Genomic DNA, 23,226 nt, shown 5'->3' with positions numbered 1-23,226 from the left:
TATTGAAACACAAAAGAAATTTGAAGAAAAACTCCCAGAATTTGCTATGGAATTTGAACGATCTGTAAAAAAAGGGCTTGATGCAAGAGGGAGAAGGTAATATAGGAATGTTTAATATTTGTGGGATTAGATTTAGGGTTAAGTTTATCAGCTAAAGGGGGATTATGATTCGGTTAATATGCATATGTCTATTTTTAGTTGGCTGTGCGACAAACACTGCAAACATAACAAGAGAATCTAAAAATTCGTTTGTGAAAAACCCTGATTTAAAATGGACTAGGGTGCAAGCCCAAATACTTGATGATACGCAAAAAGCACAAAAGGTAAATTTACTTGGTAAATGCTATTATCTTGAGGATAATAAGGTATGTGAGACCATATTGGCACAATTTAATAAAGAGTGCAATGCGGGTGTTGGATTAAGCTGCGGTATGCTAGTAGTTGCAAGTAAAGATGCACGTGGTGTTTCAAGAGATCCAGAGAAGACGCTTTTATATATGCGGCATGGCTGCTATTTTCATGATGAGCTAAGCTGTATGTATATGCGGCAATATTATCTCAACAACAATCAACTAGAAGAAGCAGATAGGATTTTGCAACATATACAAGGACAATGCGATAAAGGTGGTATTTTTGAGTGTTTCTTGCTCTCGCTTGTGTATGAAAATAATGATCTTTTTGAAAAACAACGAGAACACATTTTAAACTATCGCAAGAGAGCGTGTGATAAAGAGTTTGCGATCGCATGTGCTTATATGGATTCCAAAACTCTTAGTAAGCAAGACTACGAATACTATCAAGGGTTAGCATGTGAATTAGGTATGCTGGCAGCATGTGATGCAAGAAGAGAATCAATTGAGCTTAATTCACGTATGCAACATGGGCGACTCTATCGTATATGGTAAATTGCACATTCAATCAATCCTAGATTCTGATATATATTAAATACCAAGCAAATATATGCCAATGCAAAGCCATGACTAAATCTTGTGATGTTTATTTAATATAAGCAATCATGTAAAAAGTAGCAAGATGTCACTAATTTTAACCGCAGAGCGAATAATGACCTCTATAGAAACTCTAAACTTTTTTGCTATAATGAAAAATGAAAATAGTTTAATTTGAAAGAAAAATATGCGGGGTATATCTTTATTTCTCTTATATCTTTATTGTTTTGCAACTTATCTTTTTGCTCAAAACACTTTAATACAAGATTCTAAAATAGCACAAAAACAAATCTTACTGCAAGAAATAAATACGCTTACAAGCATACAAGCCATACCAACAAATACGAGAAAAAACACACTTCAATGTATTCTAACAACAAAAGAAAGAGATTCCATACAATTGACTTATCCAGAGACACTATATGAATATTATAATGCTTTACTTGAAACAAATCGCAGAGACATAGACATATCAAAACTCACACAAGATTTGCTCATAGAATCTATTAGACATGGAAATACACCTTCAAAACTACTTGCTATGCAGTTATATTTCAGCAAACAATGTGAGAGATGTGAGAGAGTAAGGGATTTTAGTGTTTTTGATTACTATCGTGATAAAAAATCTCATATGCAAACACTGCTTGTGAGCGAAGGTGGAAGTTTTGAAACCTCTTATGCTTTGCTTGGAGAGGCATTTTTATGTCATGCATTAGAAACAAAAGATGAGAGCGATTTCTTAATGGCTTATAGTAATTTGATGATGGCAGGACTTCACACAAGAGCAGTTAATATTTTATTGCAAGGATTAGAATCTACAAAGAGCGATATACTTTATTCAACGTTGCAATTCTTAACCTCATTTGATAGCGTAATTGCAAAACATGAGATAACCACGAATTTCCTTAGAGTTTTACGCATAAAAGGGCAACATAGCTTTGCAAATATTATAAAGTTGCCATATTTTAAAGATTTTGAAGTGCTTGAATATGGCATTGAAAGTAATGCGATTTTGCAAACCCTACTTATAAGAGACATGGAAATGGGTAGGATTCTATCTGTATTCGATCGATTTGCTACAAAGCAGACACAAAAAGAGTTTTGGGATAAAGAAAAACATTATTCCACGCTTATACATACAGGAAACATGCATATTTTGCAGAATGCTACAACAAAAGACCTAAAAGCATATCTAAGGATTCTAAAACTTAAAAAGCGTATAAAAGAAGTGGGCAACTATCCTTTTGCAACGACTTATCATTAAAAGATACAATTAAATGTCTAAAGAAAGATAGCACAGAAGTTTTAATGATATAAAGATGAGACTTTTAAAGAAAGCAACATTCTATAAAGATTTTAAAACATCAAATATAGCTAATAATCGGGATAAAACAAGAAGTAGCTAGGTTCTAAGCATAATTGATCGCAATTTTATGAAGTGATTTTGCTTTTTGTATCAATTTGTTAGAAAGTATTATCTTGATATTTTTAGCAATTATCAATTAGGTTTCTGTCGCTTATTGTGTTTTGCTTATCAAGACTTCTTTATCACAACATTTTGCAAAAAATCAAAAAAATAATTAGTGTTGTTTTGATAGAACTTGTTGTTCTATGAGTTATGACTGCTTAAACCCTTTATGCTATCATGTCTTACTTAACTTATCATGCTAACAAGGATTCAAATGTCCAAATTTACTAATCTCGATATAGATTTTGATAAAGAGATAGCCCCTCTTTTAAAGGAGGTTAAAAAAGCCACTAGTAGCTACACAAGAGAAATTGTAAGGTTTGTAATTGCAAGTGCATTGATTGTTTTGGTGAGTTATTTACTCATTCTTTATCAGGGCTTATCGCAAAAAACGATAATATATGCTTGTTTGCCTATTGCCTTCTTCGCACTCATGACATTCATACACAAACAAAAAAACAACGAGAATATCCTTAAAGCCCATAATTTAGATGTAATTTTAGAAAAGCTAAATTACACTTGGGGGGTTAGCGTTATAGATGATGAGTTGATACAAGATTCTAAGCTTTTTCCAAAATATGATTATAGTGAGAGTGATGATGAGTTTATAGGCTTTGAAGAGGGATTTTTTATCGCTGTTTCGGAGCTAACCCTAACCTCTCACACATCTGTGAATGCTGGGGATAGATACATTGATTTTAGTGGGTTAGTATTGCTTTATATCTTTGAAGAAATACAAATAGAAGCAGAAATTTTACTAAAACCCAAAAAGTTGCTAAAATTATTCACCACCCCCAAAGGCTTTGAAAAACTAGAAACTAAATTGAATGTATTAAATAAAGATTTTGAATTTTACACAAACGATATGCAAAAAGCAGAGGAATTCTTAACGCCTAAACTGTTGGAAAAACTCGCGAAGGTGCAAGAATATTTTAGTTTTTCTGATGTTTCCTGCTGTATTAAGGGAAACTATTGTTTAGTAGCTCTCCATACAGAACAAGATTACTTTAAACTAACGAGCTTTGAGCTCGAAGAGTTTAAAAATGATTTTAATATACTTTTAAAAGAATTGCAAAATATTAGAGACTTTGGCAAGGAGTTGAAAGAGGGGTTTAAACCTCAATTGCAATAAAATTGCAAACCTTTGAAGAAAGCATTACCTACATCCCCAACCTTTTAAGGTTTAGCTAAACTTAACACAATAGATGAAGTGTGAATATATAGTGTCATGTGATGACTTACATAAAGCCATTTATAGTTAAATAAAGTTTATTTTTGTTGTTCCAAATGATCTGGTATTGTTATTGAAAAATCTGCTGCATTAATGATTTTATATTCCTTGCAACCAGGCTCCATACCCAAATCACACGCTTTTTTAAAGAATTCCTTTGCTTTCAGCCTATCGGCTTTCACACCTATACCATCTTTATATGAAATTGCAAGATTATAGCAGGATTGCTCTTCATCATTGACACATGCTTCAAAAAAGATTCTATTTGCCTTTTGAATATCATTTGCCACACCCAGCCCATTTACATAAAGCATAGCAAGATTATAGCAACTTGCCATAAAACCTTTATCACAACTTCGTTTATACATATTATATGCTTGTGTATAGCTTTCTAGTTTCTCATAATTTAATGCAGCCTCAAAACAAGCCTCAAGGATATTGGCATAACAGGATTTTTTGAGATAGGTTATTGCATATTGATGCAAATTGGCATTCATATAAATATGTGCAATTAAAATACAACCTCCCTCTTCATTGCATTCCTCCACACTTGGCAATCCATCTTCAATAAGTATCACACAAGATTCTTCTGCTCCATCTAAGCACGCATATATAAGCTCTTTTTCATTAAGATCAACTTGTGTTGCATTTACAGAATCATAGAGCAAAAACATGAAAAAGAAAAATGGTATAAAAAAACTACGCAACATAACACCACACAATCAAATTTATAACCACTATTATATAATCAAATAAATTAAAACATGTAATATCTTATTTGTTGAATAGTATATTTCATCATTACCAATTGATATCACTACGATATTTTTTAGTGAATATTAGATTCACGCAAGACATTCTTTTATTTTATTGTCGCATGGTTTATCTTTGAATTAAATAAAAACTAAAAAACTTCTTAGTAAAAACACTTGACTTCTTATTGTTTTTTTTATACACCACGACTGAAAGTTGCAAGTTTTACTCTTTCTAGGGGTTTGGGGGGGGTCATTATATGAGTGTGTATTCGAAGTCTAACATGGAGGCAATTCTACTTAAGCATGATGTGTTACTCATTGATGGGTATTCGCTTTCTAAGGCATTCTTTGATAAGGAGTATGATTCGTTTCTAGAACCAATTTTGAAGAAACTCAAAAAGCAGATCTCTTTACCATACAGCATATTTGATAAGTTAAGGCAAAATTCTAGACTCAACAAAAAATATTTTGGAATACAAAGGTATATTGTAGTCACACACGACTATAAAACTATAGTTGAGGTTATACAAAAAAATCAGGATAAAAAAGTTTTAGTGATAGTTGGTAGCCGCATTACAGGCAATCAAGTTGTAAAACATAGGCAAACAGCAATATTTTTTGACAAGAGTGGCTTTAGCACATTCGATAAAAATAGAGCTAAGTCACAAACCCATAGAGTGCAGATAAGAAACCTTAGTGTAGGTAAAATGAAAATAAATGCAGACATCCCAATTCTTAATGAAAGAGCATACTACAAACACAAAAATAAATCAATCAGTGTAACACTTGTAAAACAATTAGCAGAAGGCGGTGAGGGAATAGTATATGAAACAGATTCTAATAATTTAGTAGCAAAGATTTATAAAACTGATGAAAAAGACAAAAAGGAGTTAAAAGCCCCAGCTTACACGCAAAAAAAACTGAAGAAATTTGAAACAATAAAGCTTGATCCAGATTGTAGGCAACATGTATATTTACCGCTACATACACTATATAACAGCCAAAATGAATGTATTGGATTCCTGATGAATAAAGCAGATGATAGCAAACCAATACAATATATTTTAGGAGGTAGCAAAGAGAGAAAGAAACACTATCCAAATTATAGATATAAAGACTTAATTGAAATGTGTATCAAATTTTTAAAACTAAGTATAAAGCTGCATAAAGAGGGCATTATTATTGGGGATATCAATACAAATAATGTACTTTTTGATACAAAAAATAATATATCCTTTATAGATTGCGATAGTTTTCAAATTGATAATTTTCCTTGTCCCGTAACGACAGAGGCATTTTTACTCCCAGCTCATAGGGGCAAGGATATGAAGAAATTTATGCGAAGTTTAGCGGATGAATATTACGCAATTGCAGTATTTTTATTTCTACTCACACATTTCGGCAGATATCCCTATGACTGCAAGGGTAGCCGTAGTAGAGACGAATGTCAGGGGGACATGACATTTCCTTATATTGTTGGCGGTAATAGCAAAAAAGCTCCGGATATGGGACAAAAGTACTGGGAAAAACTCAATAAAACGCTGCAGGAATGCTTTTATCAAACTTTTCAAAAAGGTGGAAAATATGCAAATGAGAAAAAATTTTTAAAACCAAAAAAGTGGCTACAACATTTTGAAAAATTTCATAAAAGTTTATAGTCATTTGTATATAAAATGTTAAACTTTGGGCTTATTGATGAATGCAGAGCTATAAAATCTAGTCAATGTCTCGTTGAGCATAGCAAAAGATCTTAAATTGTCATAGTTCTTAGAAATTTATAAGTCCAAATTTTAGCAGTTTAAACTGCGATATTTTATTCAAGGGGATAGCATGAGCGATTTAAATGATGAAATAATAGAAGATGAGTTAGCAGACAATCCTACAAAAAGAGTACCTGTGTGTTTATGCCTTGACACAAGTGGTTCCATGGATGGTAGTCCCATCATGCAACTAAATGAAGGAGTAAAGCTGTTTTATAAGGCGATAAATGATGATGTTGTAGCAAAGCAGTCCGCTGATGTGTGTATTGTTACATTTGGATTTAACGGCGTACAATGCAATCAAGAATTTCAAAGCATAGCAGAAGAGATACCGCCTAGTTTCTCTGCAGGTGGCAATACCCCTATGGGGAGTGCTGTTGCTAGAGCTTTAGATTTATTAGAGGATAGAAAAAGGCAATATCAGGACAACGGAGTTGAGTATTTTCAACCATGGCTTGTTTTAATCACAGATGGAGCACCAACAGATGCCTACATAGATGCAGCGCAAAGAACAAGTGATTTAGTCAATAATAAAAAACTTACTGTATTTGCAATTGGCGTAGATGGATGTAATTTAGAAGTATTAAATCATTTTTCACCAAAACGAAAGCCTATGAAGCTAAATGGATTGAATTTTAAAGAGTTTTTTCAATGGTTGTCACAAAGTGTGGCAATCACTTCGCATTCAAAAATAGACGAAAAAATCAGCTTACCCGATACCAGTGGTTGGGGAACATTATAGGGTAAAAGTTATATGTGATAGATTAAAGGAGAGTATGTGTCAAATTTTATCTCTATTTGTTATGAAACACCAGGAAGAAGCCATGAAAGTACGGATACACCATGTCAAGATAAGGCGTACAATCTTATAGATTCTCATATCGGTATTATAGCTTTGTGTGATGGTGCAGGAAGCGCAAGACTCTCACATTATGGAGCAGAAAAAACAAGCGGGGTTGTAGCAAATCTCATTAAAAAAAATTTTGATAAATATTTTGCTGAACCTGAACCGAGTGTAGTGGCAAAAGAGATTCTAGAATCTATCAATAGTGAGCTTATAACGGAAAGCAAAACTAGAACAGATGAGCTAAAAAATAAGGCGTATAACGAGATTCAAAAATTTTTAAAAAAGTGTCATGATGAATTAAATAGTGTACATTGCAATATTGACTTTGATTATAAGACAGAATTAGAGGATAAAATAAAATTATTGGATCATGATATAAAAGAGCTAGACAATACAAAAGAGAAAAGTAGGGAGGATCATAAATCCCATCTTACTGGTTTTCATTTTGCACTAGATGAATATTGGCAAAATTATGAAGAAAGAATAAATACCTCAAGGGGCTTCTACATTGAAATTTTAAAGAAGCGGCATAAGAATTTTTTGAAAAAGTGCTTTAAAACGATAGAACGAATGATAAAACGTTGGTGGGAAAAAGATGACAGAAAAGATGTTAAGCACATGGAATCTTTTTGCAAATCTATGCAAGACTCTTTATTGAAAGAAAGCAAAGAATTACAGGGAATTCTAGATAAAATAGAACACCATATAAATAATATAAAAACGGATAAAAAGGAAAAAATTGCAAACATAATAGAAGATTTAAAGCAAATAGGCAGAGAAATTCTAAGCACATTAAAAAAGGTATACAAAAATATAAGTAGGGATGCAAAAGAGCTGCAAGGAAAGTTAAAAAAGGAAAAAGATGAGCTTGAAATACAGCATGGGGAACTACACAGCCATATTTTAAAGACGAAAAAGAAGTTTAAATCTATCATTATGGAATTTATACAATGCTATGAAAAAGCCATACAAAGAGAGCAAGAGTTGCTAGCTTTAGCGATAAAGGATAAAAAACAATTAAAGAACACAATACAATCACATATAAAAGAGCATGATAGCTTGAAACAAAAATTAAACAAAGCTAAAACAGCTTTCAACAATAAAAAAGAAGATACAAAAAAGCACTTAGAACAACTTAAAAAATATACTAGGGAAACATTCTACAAAAATAGTGATATAGAGAGCATAGAATCTAATGAGCTGCAAGAGGCACTAGATTCGCTAGAACATACTAGAAAAGAGTGCTTAGACTTTATAACAAACAAGCTAAATAAGCAAAATAAAGATATGGAGAAAATTATAAAAATCGATATGAAATCTTGTTTAGAAGGTATGAAAGAAGAGATTATAAATAGCGTTTGTGAACCAAAAGACTTAACTTCCACCCTGCTTTTTGCCGCGATTAAAGGTAACCAATGCCTTACAGGACATTTAGGTGATGGTGCTATCGGTGGACTTTATGGAGATAAACTTCAATGCATTTCAAATCCAGATAATGGCGAACATGCAAATGAAACATACTTCGTAACAACAGAATATGCAGAAAAAGTATTAAAAATATCAAAAGGGAATATACACGAAAAAAATATTACCGCCTTTGTACTGATGTCAGATGGCAGCACAGAGGGACTTTATAGTAAAAAGGATAAGAAGTTTATAGAAGCTCTGCAAAAACACATTTTAGCAATCAGAGAAGGACAAGATAAAGACAAAAAGCAAAAAGATATAGAAACTCTCATAGAAAAAGTAAAAAATGAAAAAAGCTATGATGATTGTAGTATTGCGGTATTGGTGAAAGTCTAAAATTTATTCCACTATTACCTTATAATGAAGTATAATCACATTGAAATCAGATACTCTATGCACTTTTTAATAAGATATTACATATTGATGCCAGTTGCAACATAGGGTTATGGGTATTTTAATAATTATGCTTAAGATATTAATCACTGATTTATCTCATTTGCACCCAACAATAGATAAATGCAGAAAGTATTAAAGTTAATGAAAAATAGTCGATCTAACCGTGAGTGTTTTGTTGCATGACACATATATGCAAAGTGACACAAATTGTTATTAAAGGATCAAAAATGACAAAAAGAATAATGGGTTCAGTTGTTTTAGCAGGACTTCTAGCAAGTGCAGCACAAGCGGTTGAAGTAACTCCATTTGGTAAGCTTGGTGTGATGGGTAACTTTGGCTTTGGCGATGCAAACACATTGGTGGGTCAAAGTCTCACTGGATATGTAGGTGTTGTGGGACAAGCGGGTGTCGATTTTAACTTTAGTGGATTTAAACTTGGTCTTGGTGTTATGGCTGGTTATGCACCACTTACAATTGGTGCTGGTGGTAGTTTCACAAATAACGCGTTTGTTGGTCATGGCGGCAAACTTTTTGCAAATCCATATGTAGATCTCTCAGATCTTTACATAGGCTATCAGGGTTCAGGGCTAGATTTTGCATTAGGTCGATATAATGCAAGTCAGATTCTAACAACAGCAGAGTGGATTGGCGGACACAATCAAGGTTTTGCTCTTGCATATCAATCTCAATATTTTGGGATCTGGGGAACATGGGTTAATGACTGGTTGCGAGATGGGTATAATGCTAGCGCTAGTTTAAAATCTGGTGCTGAAGGACGCTATGGTATGGATATTTCTGGTTTTGGTAAATATCCATCAAGCTGGAATAACTTTGGATTTAATAATGAGTTATTCGCACTTGGTTTGGATTTCAAATTTGGTGAGCATGTAAGTCTTAGTCCTTATGCACAATATTGGTCAAGAGTAGGCAACAACGATGTATTGCAGGCTGGTGCGCGTGCCATTTTTGATTTTAATCTTGGTGCTGTAAAATCTACTACCACGCTTCGTGGTTTATGGTCACATCTCTTTGCAAGTGGCATAAATGGTTTTATGTGGCAAGTTGATGAGGAGCTACTTTTCATCGATATGATTAAACTTGGTGGTGGTTACATGAGTATTGGTAATGTTGGCTTAAATGGCACAACTCTTGTTGATAGAACAAGATTTTATGGACAATACCTCTTTCCTATGGCTGGATACAATGGCACTGGACTTGCTAATCGTAGCTACCTAAACGCAGGTGTAAATACATGGTATGTATTTACAGGATTAAAGTTTGGCGAAAAACTTGATTTTGATGTGCTTTATGCTGGTGGTGATTACAAAGAGTTTTCTGCTATCATCAACTATAATATCCTAAGTAGTGGCAATCTTGTATGGTCTGTTGGTGGTGGTTTTGTAAGTAATGGCTTTGGTAATGCCAACTCTGGTTTAGTTTTTACAAAGCTTAAATTCTAAAAACACAATTATCTATAGATTCTGTGGCTTTAGTTGCAACTCATCATATACTCAAAATAACCTAATCTGTTATGTTGAGAAAAAGCAAACAATGAAACTAAAGCACGAAGTCTATGTCTAACAATTTAAACCACTTGTCCCAATATATTCATTGGCAAGTGGTAACCATATGTATAAAAAGATAATTGCATTATTTTCATTAAGCTTTTAATAACATAAAGATTCTATAATTCTTACCTATTTTTTCACAAAATACATATAAATCTTACATAACCATAAGGAAGCATTTTATGCAAACAAAGACGAACAATCCAAAGCTTTATATAGAAACATTGGGCTGTGCGATGAATGTGCGTGATAGCGATCATATTATTGCAGAACTGCAAGATAAAGAAGGGTATAGCCTAACTGCAAATATACAAGAAGCAGATCTTATACTTATCAATACTTGTTCTGTTAGGGAGAAACCAGAGCAAAAACTCTTTAGTGAAATTGGGCAATTTGCAAAACACAAAAAAGATGGAGCAAAGATTGGTGTGTGCGGCTGCACTGCGAGTGCTATGGGACATGAAATCATCAAAAAGTCTCCACATGTAGATTTTGTTTTGGGTGCTAGAAATATTTCTAAAATCACAAGTATTATACACAAACCAAAAGCAGTAGAAGTTGATACGAGCTATGATGACAGCACATATGTATTTTCAGATTCCAAACAAAATGGATTTAAGGCATTATTAAACATTTCTATTGGTTGCGATAAAAAATGTGCATATTGTATTGTGCCTTTTACGCGTGGAAAAGAGATATCCATACCATTTAATCTACTTTATAAGGAAGCACAAAAGCTAGTTGCAAATGGTGTGAAAGAGATTTTATTGTTAGGACAAAATGTAAATAATTACGGGGTAAGGTTTAGTACACCGCATGAAAAGATTGATTTTACTATGCTATTACAAGAATTGAGTAAAATAGAGGGCTTAGAGCGTATCCGCTTTACAAGTCCGCACCCTCTACATATGAATGATGTTTTTTTGGATGAATTTGCTTCCAATCCAAAGATTTGCAAAAGTATACATATACCACTACAAAGTGGATCAAATAAGATTCTAAAATCAATGAAGCGAGGTTACACGCAAGAATGGTATCTAGATCGCATCGCATACCTAAAGAAGAAGATCCCACATGTAGGTATTAGCACAGATATTATTGTGGGCTTCCCAGGAGAAGATGATGATGATTTTCAAGAAACAATGAAAGTGTTAGAATCAGTGCGTTTTGATACATTATATAGCTTTATCTATTCACCACGCCCAAATACTTTATCGCATTCATGGGGTGATAAAGATAGTGTGCCTAAAGAAATAGCAAAAGAGAGACTAGCAATATTGCAGCAAAGACATAGAGAAATTCTACAAGAGAACAGCCAAAAAGAGCTAGGAAAGATTCATAAAGTGCTCATAGATTCTAATAAAAAATCACTAAATGAAACTTTTAGTGAAGGTAGAAGCGATACAAATAGAGTAATTAGAATCGAAGATGAGTTTATTGATATGGGTGCGATTGTAGATGTAGAAATTACAAAAGTTTCAGGTAGCACACTTTTTGGAAGAAGCTTACCAAACAATATCTTGTGAGCGTCATCATGTCTTTTTTTGATAAGTTTCTTACAAGAGAACGACAGCAAAAACTCAAACGTAGATACATGCATAAGATTATGCTATTTGTATCAAAAAGCATCAATATAACTTGTCGCAATAGATTCCATATTACTGATTATGTAAAAGACAATAACTTTATAGCATGTTTATGGCATGGTAATTTCTTAATGATGCCCTATCTTTATGCAAAGGCCAGGGAGATTCCAAATATGTGTCTTATTACTGCCGCACATAATGATGGTGCAATGGTGGAGCAATACTTTCAACAATTTGGATTAGAATCAATACGCGGTAGCACAGGCACTCATAAAGGTGGCACAAAAGCCTTAATACAAGCAGTTAGAGCCTTAAAAGAAGGAAAAGATGTGGCTGTTACTCCAGATGGTCCAAAAGGTCCATATAAAAGTATTGCGAGTGGGATTTTGCTTATGGCTATGCGTAGCGGTGTTGGAATCTGTGGTTGCAAAGTAAAACCTAGTGCATATTGGGAACTAAAAACATGGGATAAATTTTGCATTCCAAAACCTTTTAGTCGCATTGACTATTATATACATAAACCATTGTTTTTACCAACAGATATAGAAATTGATGAAGCAAGACAAATACTACAAGAATATATGAATGAGGTAGATTCTCTACAATAACCTAAATTGAGTTCTCCACGCAGTTATACTCAAATATCTATTGAAGGCTATTTTTGGGAACATTAACAATGTGCATTAAAGTTTATTGTATTGCATTTGATGTTTATACACATAAAATATCCTTAAGCACACTCTAAGATTTAAGTTTTAAACAACTTTATAGGACTTTGATATGAAGGGCGTATAAAAATCTTTCATTATATTGCCTATACATAACAGATATTAAACATTGTTGAAATCTTATAAGTGCAATTAAAGCTTATATCGTATCTAATATTGGCATAACTGGCCAAGATTAATCCCACTGATTAATATTTAAAAAACCCAAACATTATAGGAATTCCTCATGTTAAATATAGTTTTACACACTCAACACATATAATAGTAAAAACTAGACGCAACATCCAACTAAACCTAATATAATATATGAAGATAACCCATATAAAAAAGTAGTTTAGAAATACATTATAATAAATACTTGCATGAGATTTATCATTGTCATCTTTATGAAGCTATGTTGTAAGAAGATGGGTAGTTCATATCACTATAAAACCTCATCGCCCTGCATAAACACTAGGATTTTGCTTGTATTGTATATCCAATTACGAATAATAATCTTGCCATACACTCTTCAATTCATTTGTAACTCTTTAGCCTACTCAACTTGGAGTGTAAAATAAAAAGATTCAACAAGGACTTAACATTGATCAACTATCCCTAAAATCATTGAGATCATTTTACACATCATATAGCAACTATAAAATATGTGGAATTAAAATACCACCTGCTTAGCCCACTAATTTGCATATGCTATTCACGCTTGTGCATATTTCAAACGTACAGGTATATTATGCTGTGCTAAAAAATGTTTTAAAGATTCTATTTCCACCTCTTTATAGTGAAAAATACTCGCTGCGAGTGCGGCATCAACACCTATCTTAAACGCCTCCAAAATATGCTCCATAGAACCTGCTCCACCACTAGCAATAAGTGGCAAATCACAACACTCCATAGCAATTTTTAACTTTTCTATATCAAAACCAGCCTTTGTGCCATCAGTATCCATGCTCGTTAATAAAATCTCACCTGCCCCTCTTCGCTCCACTTCCTGTAACCATACCTGCATATCCAACCCACTATCATGTCGTCCGCCATGCGTAAAGACACCAATACTTCCATCCTCTCTCTTTTTCACATCAATTGCAATCACAATACATTGTGAGCCAAATTTTTCTGCACCCTCATTTATAAAATCTGGATTCTTAATAGCTGATGAATTAAGGCTAACTTTATCACAACCTGCATCCAAGAGGTTACTAATATCTTCAAGTGTGCTAATACCGCCCCCAATAGTAAGCGGAATAAATACTTCTCTAGCAATAGATTCTATAACTTTTAGTGTTGCCTTGCGTCCCTCAAAAGAAGCATTAATGTCTAAAAACACAAGCTCATCTGCACCACAATCATTGTATCGCTTTGCCACCTCAAGTGGATCCCCAGCATCTTTTAATTCCACAAAATTTACACCCTTAACAACTCTTCCATCTTTAATGTCAAGACAAGGAATAATCCTTTTTGCTAAATTTGTCATTATATCCCCTTTACTTCATATTGAAAAATCGTTATAATTTCAATGAAAGAATAATATTATAACGCGATTAAGTCATAAGTTTAGCTAATTATTTACAAGATAAAGATAGTCACATAGTAGAAATAAGTTTAAAGCTGTAGTCTTTAACCAACATGATTGACATAAGTAAAACGCAATAAATGGGAGACATTAATGCAAGATACTCCAAAATCTTACATTACAAAATCTTTTGCCCTACCTCATGCTTTAGGGTTCAATGCAAAGTCCATGCACCATAAGCAAGAATTAGGCACAAACACTCAACTACAACAAACACGAAAGCATGCAGCAAAAAAACATATCAAAATGCAAAACAATGAACCACAATTTCATCACAAGAAAAGTTTGGGGCAGCACTTTTTGCATGATTCTGTAATACTTGATAGAATCTTCCAATCCATTCCCTCTGACATTGTAAAACAAATTGATAACAATGTGCAGTTAATTGAAGTAGGGATTGGCTTGGGCGATTTAACCAAAAGACTTTTGAGCAAGTATAGCCTTTTGGCGTATGAGATCGATTATGCTTTAATTGCACAGGCACAAAAAAACTATCATACAGAGATAGAAACAAAGCGATTACAGCTCGTGCAAGCCGATGCACTTAAAGTGCAGCATAGTGATGGGTACTTGCTTAATAGTGATTATTTTTTGGTTTCAAATCTCCCTTATTATATTGCAACTGCAATTATACTGAAAGCCTTAAAAGACACGCATTGTAAGGGATTTCTTGTGATGACACAAAAAGAGGTGGCACAGAAATTTTGTGCAAAACAAAAGGAGAGTGCATATTGCAGTCTCAGCATCTTAGCACAATCTTTTGGCGATGTGTCCTATCTTTTTTCTGTACCAAAAGAAGCATTTAACCCACCACCAAAAGTAGAATCAGCTGTATTTTGTTTTAAACGTGGTGAGTGTTGTTATACACAAGACTTAGAAACTTTATTGCATTTTGCATTTCTTGCACCGCGTAAGAAGCTTTTTACAAACCTTATGCAATGGGACAAGATTGAAAATAAGGCAATGCTTACCCAGATTTTTCAAGCAGTGCAATTAGATAATGATGTAAGAGCACATGAAATAGGCTTACAGACATATTGCGACATGTTGCGTATATGTAATGCTATAAAAAAGGATAAATAATGAATGATACACAAGAATATACACAAAATAGTAGTGAGGGACAACAGGAGCATATAACAAATAATCAACAAAAAAAACGCGTAAAGTTGCCGCATACAGATACACAAAAAAGCGAAAAGCATAATATACATACGCGAAAACCACGCTCCAATAAAAACCCAATGCAAACAACAGAAGATTTCAATACGCGTTCTGCAAATGAGCATAAAAAGCGTAATTTCAAACCACAATTTAAAAGCGAATATACAAAAGATGCAAATGCAATAGAAAATAGAAAGTGGGTTGGTGAAAATAAACATGCGGCACGTCAAAGAAAAGAAAGACATGAAGATGAAAAGCATGAAGATGGTACGCGTAAAATCAAAGCACCAACTGAAAAAGGGAATCTTTCATTTCATAAAGATTTAAAAAAGGGAGTTGAGGTAAATACAAAGATTCAAAAAGGTTCCTTAAACCCTCACCACAAACTTAACCTCAACACAAATGCAAAAGTTCGCATCACTCCACTTGGTGGACTTGGGGAGATTGGCGGTAATATGACAGTGATTGAAACTGAAAAAAGTGCAATTATTATTGATATTGGTATGAGTTTTCCTGATGATAGTATGCCAGGAGTTGATATCTTGATCCCAGATTTTCACTATATCCAAAGTATTAAGAATAAAATTGCAGCAGTTGTGATTACACATGCACATGAAGATCATATTGGTGCAGTCCCATATTTTTACAAACAATTTCAATTTCCACTTTATGGCACACCATTAGCATTAGGACTTGTTGGCAATAAATTTGAAGAACATGGCTTAAAGCAATATAAATCACTATTTCACATTGTAGAGAAAAGAAGTCCTGTGCGTATTGGGGATTTTGAGATCGAGTGGATTCATATCACGCATAGCATTATTGATAGCTCTGCATTAGCCATTCGCACAGAAGCGGGTGTCATTATGCATACTGGTGATTTTAAAATCGATCACACACCTATTGATAATTTGCCTACAGATTTGCACAGATTAGCACACTATGGTGAAGAGGGCGTTATGCTGCTTCTAAGTGATTCTACAAATTCTCATAAAAGTGGCGTAACCCCAAGTGAGGCAAGTGTAGGACCAACTTTTGATAACCTCTTTAAAAATGCAACTGGAAGGGTTATTATGAGCACGTTTAGTTCAAATATCCATAGAGTATATCAAGCCATTTCATATGGGCTAAAATATAATCGTAAGGTTGCCGTCATTGGACGATCAATGGAGAAAAATCTTGATATTGCAAGAGAATTGGGCTATATTGATTTACCAAATAATGTATTTATTGAAGCACATGAGGTATTACAATATCCTGATGAAGAGGTGCTTATTGTAACAACTGGGAGTCAAGGCGAAACAATGAGTGCCTTGTATCGTATGGCAACTGATGAGCACAGACATATTAAAATTAAACCCACAGATATGGTGATTTTATCTGCAAAAGCAATCCCAGGTAACGAGGGTAGTGTATCAGCAGTCATTAATCTCATTATGAAAGCTGGAGCAAAAGTTGCCTATCAAGACTTTAGTGAAATCCATGTGAGTGGACATGCTGCACAGGAGGAACAAAAGCTTATGTTACGTTTAATTAAACCTAAGTTTTTCTTGCCTGTGCATGGTGAGTATAACCATATCGCAAAACATAAACAAACAGCCATTGCTTGTGGTGTGCTAGAAAAAAATATCTATCTTATGGAAGATGGCGACCAAATTGAAGTCAATCCAAATTATATGCGTAAGGTAAAATCTGTACGAACAGGTAAGAGTTGTGTAGATAATCAAGCAAATAGACACATTGATAATGATGTAATAAATGAGCGAAACCTACTTGCAAATGATGGAATCTTTATTTTAACCCTACGTATGGATATGCAAAGAAAAAAGATTCTAGAACACAGAATCAATGTATTTGGAATCTTAGGACAAAAAGAAGAGGTGGAACTAGCAAAATTTATTATGGATAATATTCATATGCACTTTGGCAATGCAAAGCCAACCATTTTTAAGGATGCAAAAAGCCTAGAAAATGATTTATTTAGTGTATTGCGAAAATTGCTTTTCAAACGATTTAAAAAATATCCAGCGATTTTAGTCAATGTTTTAATAGATGGTGAAGTGCGACAAAAAATGGCACAAAATGCCCCACATCAAGAAAACAACGTGGTAAATGCACCACTAGAATCTATGCTCAATGAAAATAGCAATAATCTCTAACCCTAGTAGATTTAGTCTTATGTGAGCCTATTTATTGCATGCAGGTGATCTACTAAATAAAGAGGCTTCCTATTTAGTTAAATAAAACTGAGCCTATCAAAGGGAATCTCAAATACGAGATTCTATACTAAAATTTTGTTATCTGCCATTTTATCAGATAGCAAACACTTGCAATTTGTAATATGTAAATTCCATTCAATATAAGTATTTTGGACAATAAATATTATATTTATAACAGCAAAAATGAGTATATAAATCCTTTATTGTTGAAGATTGACTATAATCAGCATTATATATTTATATGTGTGTTATTGTGAGGGTTTAGAAATGAGTAATTGCAAATATGTCGTGGGTGTATTGCTAATTCTTGTACTATCATCTATATGCTATGCTAATAAAACCCCACTCAAAAATGATACACACACAAGAAAATCCTCCATACAATCCAGTTATATAGCTGCACAACAAGCAGATTCCAAAAATATAAAAAATACGAGCAATCAAGTGAGCATTTATGAGGCATGGCAAAGTGTGTTGCACAGTAATCAAGGTATAAAAGCACAATATCTAAATACACAAAATATGGAAAAGCTAAATCTGGCAGCAAAACTATCATATTTACCACAAATCGATCTAAACGCCTTATACCTTCATCTTGGAAATAAGGTTCAAATCGATCTAATCCATGATAGAACACAATATAATCAGGCATTACAAGATGCACAAAATCTAGCAGGACAAAGCGGTCAAATAGGACAAATAGGAGGGCAATTGGTCTCACTCTTGCAACTCTATGGTACGCCTATTACACTTTTAGAGCAAGATGTTGTCATTGGCGCATTGAATATACTATATCCGCTCTACACGGGAGGAGCTAGGTATTATGGTAATAAACTTGCTAAAATTGCCTTAAGAGATTCCTATCAAGCCTTAAGACTTAAAGAATTGGCAACTTTTGAAGAGCTTGTAACGATTTATTATAGTGTTGTCCTTGCAAGAGAGACACTTGGCGTATTACAATCTACAGAGGAAAGTGCATTAAAACACTATGAAAATTCAAAAAAACTTCACAAACTAGGACAGATTGCAGATATTGAATTACTTGGCGCACAAGTAGCCTATGATAAAGCTAAAAACCAAAGAAAAAATGCAGAAAATGCACTTGATATAGCAAATTTTACACTTGATAGCATTTTACAAATAACAGAGTCCAATCCAACTTCAGGTTTAGTCGTCAATCCAAATATGGAGTTAAAATCACTCAAGTATTACATAGAAGCAACGCTAAAAACTTATCCTGCCCTACAAATTGCACATAATAAAATCACGATGGCAGATTACACAAAACGATTAGAGCTTGGTCAATTTACACCAAAAATCGGTGCTTTTGCATCCTTTATAGTAACTGATAATAGATCAAAAATGGAGCAAATGATGCCAAATTGGTATGCAGGAGTCGCGGCAAAATGGACACTACTTAGCCCACAAGGAAGACTGCAAAAGTATCAGGGAGCAAAAATCATGCAAATGCAAGCAAGTGCACTTGAGATAGAAGCAGTGCAAAAAATGGAATTGCTTGTCAAAACAACCTACAAACAGATTGAACTCTACAAAGAAAATTATGAAGCTCTTAACTCAAGTATTGCTCTTGCAAAAGAAAATTTACGATTAAAAGAGAGGGCATTTTCACAAGGGCTTGTAACAAGTGATTTGGTTGTAGATGCAAGGAATACGCTCGATTCTGTTATGGTTGAGCAAAAAAGTGTAGCTTATAAAATCATCGTTGCTTTTGCAAAGTTACAAGCCCTAAGTGGTGATCTTGATACATTCTTTGCAAAGCAAAAATAAAATAGGGAGAGAACATGCTGCAAGAAATTATGAAAGATAAGAAAAAATTGGCTTCTATTGTATTTATTGTTGTTGCATCTGCACTTATTATAATATGGCTTGTTGGCACTTTTTATCGTGCATATCTCCCTAAAAAACAAATTTTTCAAGGACAAATAAGTGCAAAAGAATACAGCGTAAGCTCAAAACTTGCAGGGCGTATTGATGAGATTTTAGTGCGTAAAGGCGACATGGTAAAAAAAGGGGATGTAGTCTTTACCATCAAAAGTCCCGAACTTGAAGCAAAACTCACACAAGCACAAGCGGGATATGAAGCAGCTAAAGCATTAAATGAAGAGGCACGCAGTGGGACACGTAATGAAACTATAGAATCTGCGAAAGACGTGTGGCAAGCTGCAAACGTACAAGCAAAACTAGCAGAAAAAACTTATAAAAGAATACAGCAGCTATATGATGAAGGCGTAATGAGTTTGCAAAGACGAGATGAAGCATTTGCCGCCTATCAAAGTGCAAAGTATAATGAGAATACAGCATACCAGCAATATAAACTTGCCTTAAGTGGTACACGAAATGAGGCAAAAAAAGCAGCATTAGAGAAAGAAAAAGCTGCATTAGGACAAGTTCAAGAAGTAGAGGCTTATGTAAAAGACATTGAAGCTTTTGCACCAGCCAACGGCGAGGTAAGTAATATTTTGGTACATAGTGGAGAACTTGCCCCTAGTGGTTTTCCTGTTGTTATGTTGCTTGATTTAAATGATTCGTGGTTGCGTTTAAGTGTTGATGAGAATCATTTGCAGCGATTTCAGAAAGGTAACACATTTAAGGGCTTTATACCTGCATTAAATCAGGAAGTGGAATTTCGCGTTACCTATATTGCCGCAATGGGTGATTTTGCTACATGGAAAGCTACGGCTAGCACACAAAATTATGATATGAAAACATTTGAAATAGAAGCACGTCCAACACAAAAAATAGAAGGCTTACGTGTGGGTATGAGTGTGCTTGTTGATGGCAAATAAATAACAATTTGAATGAAAATAGTGGATAGAACAATCTTATAGGCAATATTAAAATCATCGATCAAAAAAATGTAACATTATGGAAAAAATGAAATATATTCTATGGATTACTTTTTTTAAAACGCAAATGTTATTAACTTTATTTTTTTATTGTAGAAACAGATTAGTATTTAAAGGAAAAATATGCGAGAAATTGTGGTAGTGGCAGCTAAAAGGACTGCTATTGGTTCATTTTTAGGCACACTTAAAAACACTTCTGCAAAGAATATGGCGACTACACTTTGCAGGGCTTTGATTAAAGATTTAAACATAGAGCATAGCCATATAGATGAGCTGATTTTAGGCAATGTATTACAAAGCGCACAAGGGCAGAATCTAGCAAGGCAGGTGCTTTTAAATAGTGGCATTCCACTTGATAAAACCGCTTTTGTTGTCAATATGGTTTGTGGGTCTGGATTAAAGGCTATCCAGCTGGGATATGATTCCATAAAGCTTGGATATTCAAATATGATTCTTAGCGGTGGTGTTGAGAACATGTCTTTATCGCCATTTTTATTAGAAAATGTAAGAAATGGTTATAGAATGGGGCATCAGCAAACAAGTGATAGCATGATAAAAGATGGGCTTTGGTGCGCTATTAACGACTATCACATGGGGATTACTGCGGAAAACTTAGCTAAGAAATATAATATCTCAAGGCAGGAGCAAGATGAATATGCTCTGCAATCGCAATTAAGGGCAGCTAAGGCTATCAGTGAGGGAAGATTTAAAGATGAGATTCTGCCCTTAAATGTGTATGATAGAAAAAAAGAGATAATCTTTAGTGAAGATGAATTTGTGCGAAAAGATTGTAATATAGAATCTTTGTCAAAGTTAAAACCCGCATTTGATAAAAATGGTAGCGTTACAGCGGGTAATTCATCAGGTATTAATGATGCTGGGGCTATGCTTGTATTATGCGAAAAAGAGAGGGCAAAAGAGTCAAATCTGCCTATATTAGCGAATATAAAAGGCTTTGCAAGTATAGGTGTAGATTCTACAATTATGGGTATAGGTGCGGCTTTTGCGGCTAAAAAAGTCCTGCAACAACAAAAACTTACTATCAATGATATGGATATTATTGAAGCAAATGAAGCCTTTGCAGCACAAAGCCTAGCAACAACGAAAGAGTTAAGCGCGGATATAAATAAAGTAAATATTAATGGTGGTGCAATCGCATTAGGGCATCCAATAGGTGCGAGTGGGGCTAGAATCTTAATTAGCCTTATTTATGCGTTAAGAGCAAATAAGAAGAATTTAGGATTAGCTACCCTATGTATCGGCGGTGGACAGGGCATTGCATGTGTGGTTGAGATAATATAGATATGGGAGAATGTAATGAATAAAATAATTGATAATCTAGATATAGCATTTAAGCAGCTTAAAGATGGCGATACACTTTTAGTCGGTGGTTTTGGATTATGTGGCATACCAGAATATAGCATTGCAAAGATAAAAGAGTTAGGGATAAAAAATCTTGTCGTTGTGAGTAATAATTGCGGTGTTGATGATTTTGGTTTAGGTATATTACTGCATGATAGACAGATTAAAACTATTATTGCTTCTTATGTTGGTGAGAATAAAACTTTTGAAAAGCAATTTATAAGTGGTGAGCTAGAAGTGATACTCACCCCGCAAGGCACTTTAGCAGAACAGCTTAGGGCAGGTGGAGCGGGTATTGCCGCATTCTATACCCCAACAGGTGTTGGCACTTTGGTAGCAGAAAATAAAGAGCATAAAGATTTTAATGGTAAAACCTATATATTAGAACATGCTATCACGGGGGATTTTGCCTTAGTAAAAGCACAAAAGGCGGATAAATATGGGAATCTAATCTTTAATAAAACCGCTAGAAATTTTAATCCCTTATGTGCTATGGCGGGTAAAACTACAATAGCAGAAGTAGAAGAAGTAGTCGATGAGATTAATCCAGATAGCATACATTTAAGCGGTATTTATGTAGATTTTGTTTATAAGGGAAATAATTTTGAAAAAAGAATAGAAAAAGTTATTACAAGAAAGGATTCATAATGTCAAAAGAAATCATTGTAAAAAGAGCGGCAAAAGAAGTTAAAGATGGTATGTATATTAACCTTGGCATAGGTATCCCCACACTTATTGCTGATGAGATAGAAAAAATGGAATTAGAAGTTTTTTTACAATCAGAAAATGGGCTTTTGGGTATTGGAGCATATCCTACGATAGATGAAGTTTGTGCAGATTTGATTAATGCGGGAAAAGAGACTGTTACAGCAGTAAAAGGGGCTAGCTTCTTTGATAGTGCAGAGAGTTTTGCCATGATACGCGGAGGGCATATTGACTTAGCAATTCTAGGTGCTATGGAAGTATCTCAAAATGGAGATTTAGCAAACTACATGATACCGGGTAAATTGGTAAAAGGTATGGGTGGGGCTATGGATTTAGTCAGCGGGGCAAAAAGCATCGTTGTTGTTATGGAGCATACAAATAAATATGGCGAAAGTAAGCTTAAAAAAGCATGTACGCTGCCCTTAACTGGTAAAAATGTAGTCAATAAACTTATTACAGAACTTGGCGTATTTGAGTTTAAAAATGGGAGTATGAAGCTTATTGAATTAATGGAAGGTGTAAGTTTAGAAGAAGTTAAAGACAAAACTGAAGCTAATTTTGAGATATGTTTGAAGTGAAAGGAAGG

At 34.1% G+C, this 23,226-nt stretch carries 18 protein-coding genes; 16 read left to right on the top strand and 2 right to left on the bottom strand.

Features of this window, described 5'->3' with window-relative positions; genetic code table 11:
• The first annotated feature begins 164 nt into the window (after positions 1–164).
• The 3 genes from LS81_RS01895 (at position 165) to LS81_RS01885 (ending at position 3,547) form a co-directional block, all read left to right on the top strand.
• Positions 165–905, top strand: coding sequence for a sel1 repeat family protein (locus LS81_RS01895; RefSeq protein WP_034346299.1), 741 nt, complete (start codon positions 165–167; stop codon positions 903–905).
• Between the two features lie 229 nt (positions 906–1,134).
• A complete protein-coding gene (locus LS81_RS01890) occupies positions 1,135–2,211 on the top strand; it encodes a hypothetical protein (RefSeq protein ID WP_104696445.1) in 1,077 nt (358 codons plus the stop codon).
• Positions 2,212–2,629: 418 nt separating this feature from the next.
• Positions 2,630–3,547 carry a DUF3137 domain-containing protein gene (locus tag LS81_RS01885; RefSeq protein WP_034346300.1) on the top strand — a complete coding sequence of 306 codons (918 nt, stop codon included), beginning with the start codon at positions 2,630–2,632 and terminating at the stop codon, positions 3,545–3,547.
• Between the two features lie 137 nt (positions 3,548–3,684).
• Here LS81_RS01885 and LS81_RS01880 read toward each other — a convergent pair whose 3' ends face one another.
• Positions 3,685–4,356, bottom strand: a complete 672-nt coding sequence (locus LS81_RS01880) for a tetratricopeptide repeat protein (protein ID WP_233715855.1) — start codon at positions 4,354–4,356, stop codon at positions 3,685–3,687.
• Positions 4,357–4,658: 302 nt separating this feature from the next.
• On the opposite strand from LS81_RS01880, the gene LS81_RS01875 reads away from it, so the two are divergent.
• The 6 genes from LS81_RS01875 to LS81_RS01850 all read left to right on the top strand — a co-directional run bounded on the left by LS81_RS01875 (position 4,659) and on the right by LS81_RS01850 (position 12,633).
• A complete protein-coding gene (locus LS81_RS01875; protein WP_034346303.1) occupies positions 4,659–6,059 on the top strand; it encodes a hypothetical protein in 1,401 nt (466 codons plus the stop codon).
• Between the two features lie 172 nt (positions 6,060–6,231).
• Complete coding sequence (locus LS81_RS01870) at positions 6,232–6,903, top strand: vWA domain-containing protein (RefSeq protein ID WP_034346304.1); 672 nt, start codon at positions 6,232–6,234, stop codon at positions 6,901–6,903.
• A gap of 36 nt (positions 6,904–6,939) precedes the next feature.
• The gene (locus tag LS81_RS01865; RefSeq protein ID WP_052096537.1) at positions 6,940–8,811 is read left to right on the top strand and encodes a protein phosphatase 2C domain-containing protein; all 1,872 of its coding nucleotides are present in this window, start codon (positions 6,940–6,942) and stop codon (positions 8,809–8,811) included.
• A gap of 287 nt (positions 8,812–9,098) precedes the next feature.
• Entirely contained in the window at positions 9,099–10,331 is a 1,233-nt protein-coding gene (locus LS81_RS01860) for a hypothetical protein (protein ID WP_034346307.1), read from the top strand.
• A 290-nt stretch (positions 10,332–10,621) separates the two neighbouring features.
• A complete protein-coding gene (gene miaB, locus LS81_RS01855) occupies positions 10,622–11,965 on the top strand; it encodes a tRNA (N6-isopentenyl adenosine(37)-C2)-methylthiotransferase MiaB (RefSeq protein ID WP_034346308.1) in 1,344 nt (447 codons plus the stop codon).
• Between the two features lie 8 nt (positions 11,966–11,973).
• Entirely contained in the window at positions 11,974–12,633 is a 660-nt protein-coding gene (locus tag LS81_RS01850) for a lysophospholipid acyltransferase family protein (protein ID WP_034319190.1), read from the top strand.
• A gap of 814 nt (positions 12,634–13,447) precedes the next feature.
• On the opposite strand, the gene hisF is transcribed toward LS81_RS01850, so the two are convergent.
• Positions 13,448–14,224: an imidazole glycerol phosphate synthase subunit HisF gene (gene hisF, locus LS81_RS01845; RefSeq protein ID WP_034346310.1), complete on the bottom strand. Its 777-nt coding sequence runs from the start codon at positions 14,222–14,224 to the stop codon at positions 13,448–13,450.
• A gap of 192 nt (positions 14,225–14,416) precedes the next feature.
• On the opposite strand from hisF, the gene rsmA reads away from it, so the two are divergent.
• The 7 genes from rsmA (at position 14,417) to LS81_RS01810 (ending at position 23,218) form a co-directional block, all read left to right on the top strand.
• Positions 14,417–15,406: a 16S rRNA (adenine(1518)-N(6)/adenine(1519)-N(6))-dimethyltransferase RsmA gene (rsmA, locus tag LS81_RS01840; RefSeq protein WP_052096538.1), complete on the top strand. Its 990-nt coding sequence runs from the start codon at positions 14,417–14,419 to the stop codon at positions 15,404–15,406.
• Positions 15,406–17,646 (top strand): ribonuclease J, encoded by a 2,241-nt coding sequence (locus tag LS81_RS01835; RefSeq protein WP_034346312.1) that lies wholly within the window; start codon positions 15,406–15,408, stop codon positions 17,644–17,646. The genes rsmA and LS81_RS01835 overlap by 1 nt, the downstream gene beginning before the upstream one ends.
• 327 nt (positions 17,647–17,973) lie before the next feature.
• A complete protein-coding gene (locus LS81_RS01830; protein ID WP_034346313.1) occupies positions 17,974–19,494 on the top strand; it encodes a TolC family protein in 1,521 nt (506 codons plus the stop codon).
• A gap of 29 nt (positions 19,495–19,523) precedes the next feature.
• Positions 19,524–20,513, top strand: a complete 990-nt coding sequence (locus tag LS81_RS01825) for an HlyD family secretion protein (protein WP_034347177.1) — start codon at positions 19,524–19,526, stop codon at positions 20,511–20,513.
• 183 nt (positions 20,514–20,696) lie between these two features.
• Complete coding sequence (locus LS81_RS01820; protein WP_034346316.1) at positions 20,697–21,875, top strand: thiolase family protein; 1,179 nt, start codon at positions 20,697–20,699, stop codon at positions 21,873–21,875.
• A 15-nt stretch (positions 21,876–21,890) separates the two neighbouring features.
• Positions 21,891–22,583 carry a CoA transferase subunit A gene (locus LS81_RS01815; protein WP_004084480.1) on the top strand — a complete coding sequence of 231 codons (693 nt, stop codon included), beginning with the start codon at positions 21,891–21,893 and terminating at the stop codon, positions 22,581–22,583.
• Entirely contained in the window at positions 22,583–23,218 is a 636-nt protein-coding gene (locus LS81_RS01810) for a 3-oxoacid CoA-transferase subunit B (protein ID WP_004084482.1), read from the top strand. Before LS81_RS01815 ends, LS81_RS01810 begins: the two co-directional genes overlap by 1 nt.
• Positions 23,219–23,226 lie beyond the last annotated feature (8 nt).

Source organism: Helicobacter trogontum, from assembly GCF_000765905.2.
In the GTDB taxonomy this organism is placed as follows: Bacteria; Campylobacterota; Campylobacteria; order Campylobacterales; family Helicobacteraceae; genus Helicobacter_A; species Helicobacter_A trogontum.
Note: the sequence above shows the minus strand (reverse complement) of the source record. Positions and strands in the feature narration are given on the sequence as shown.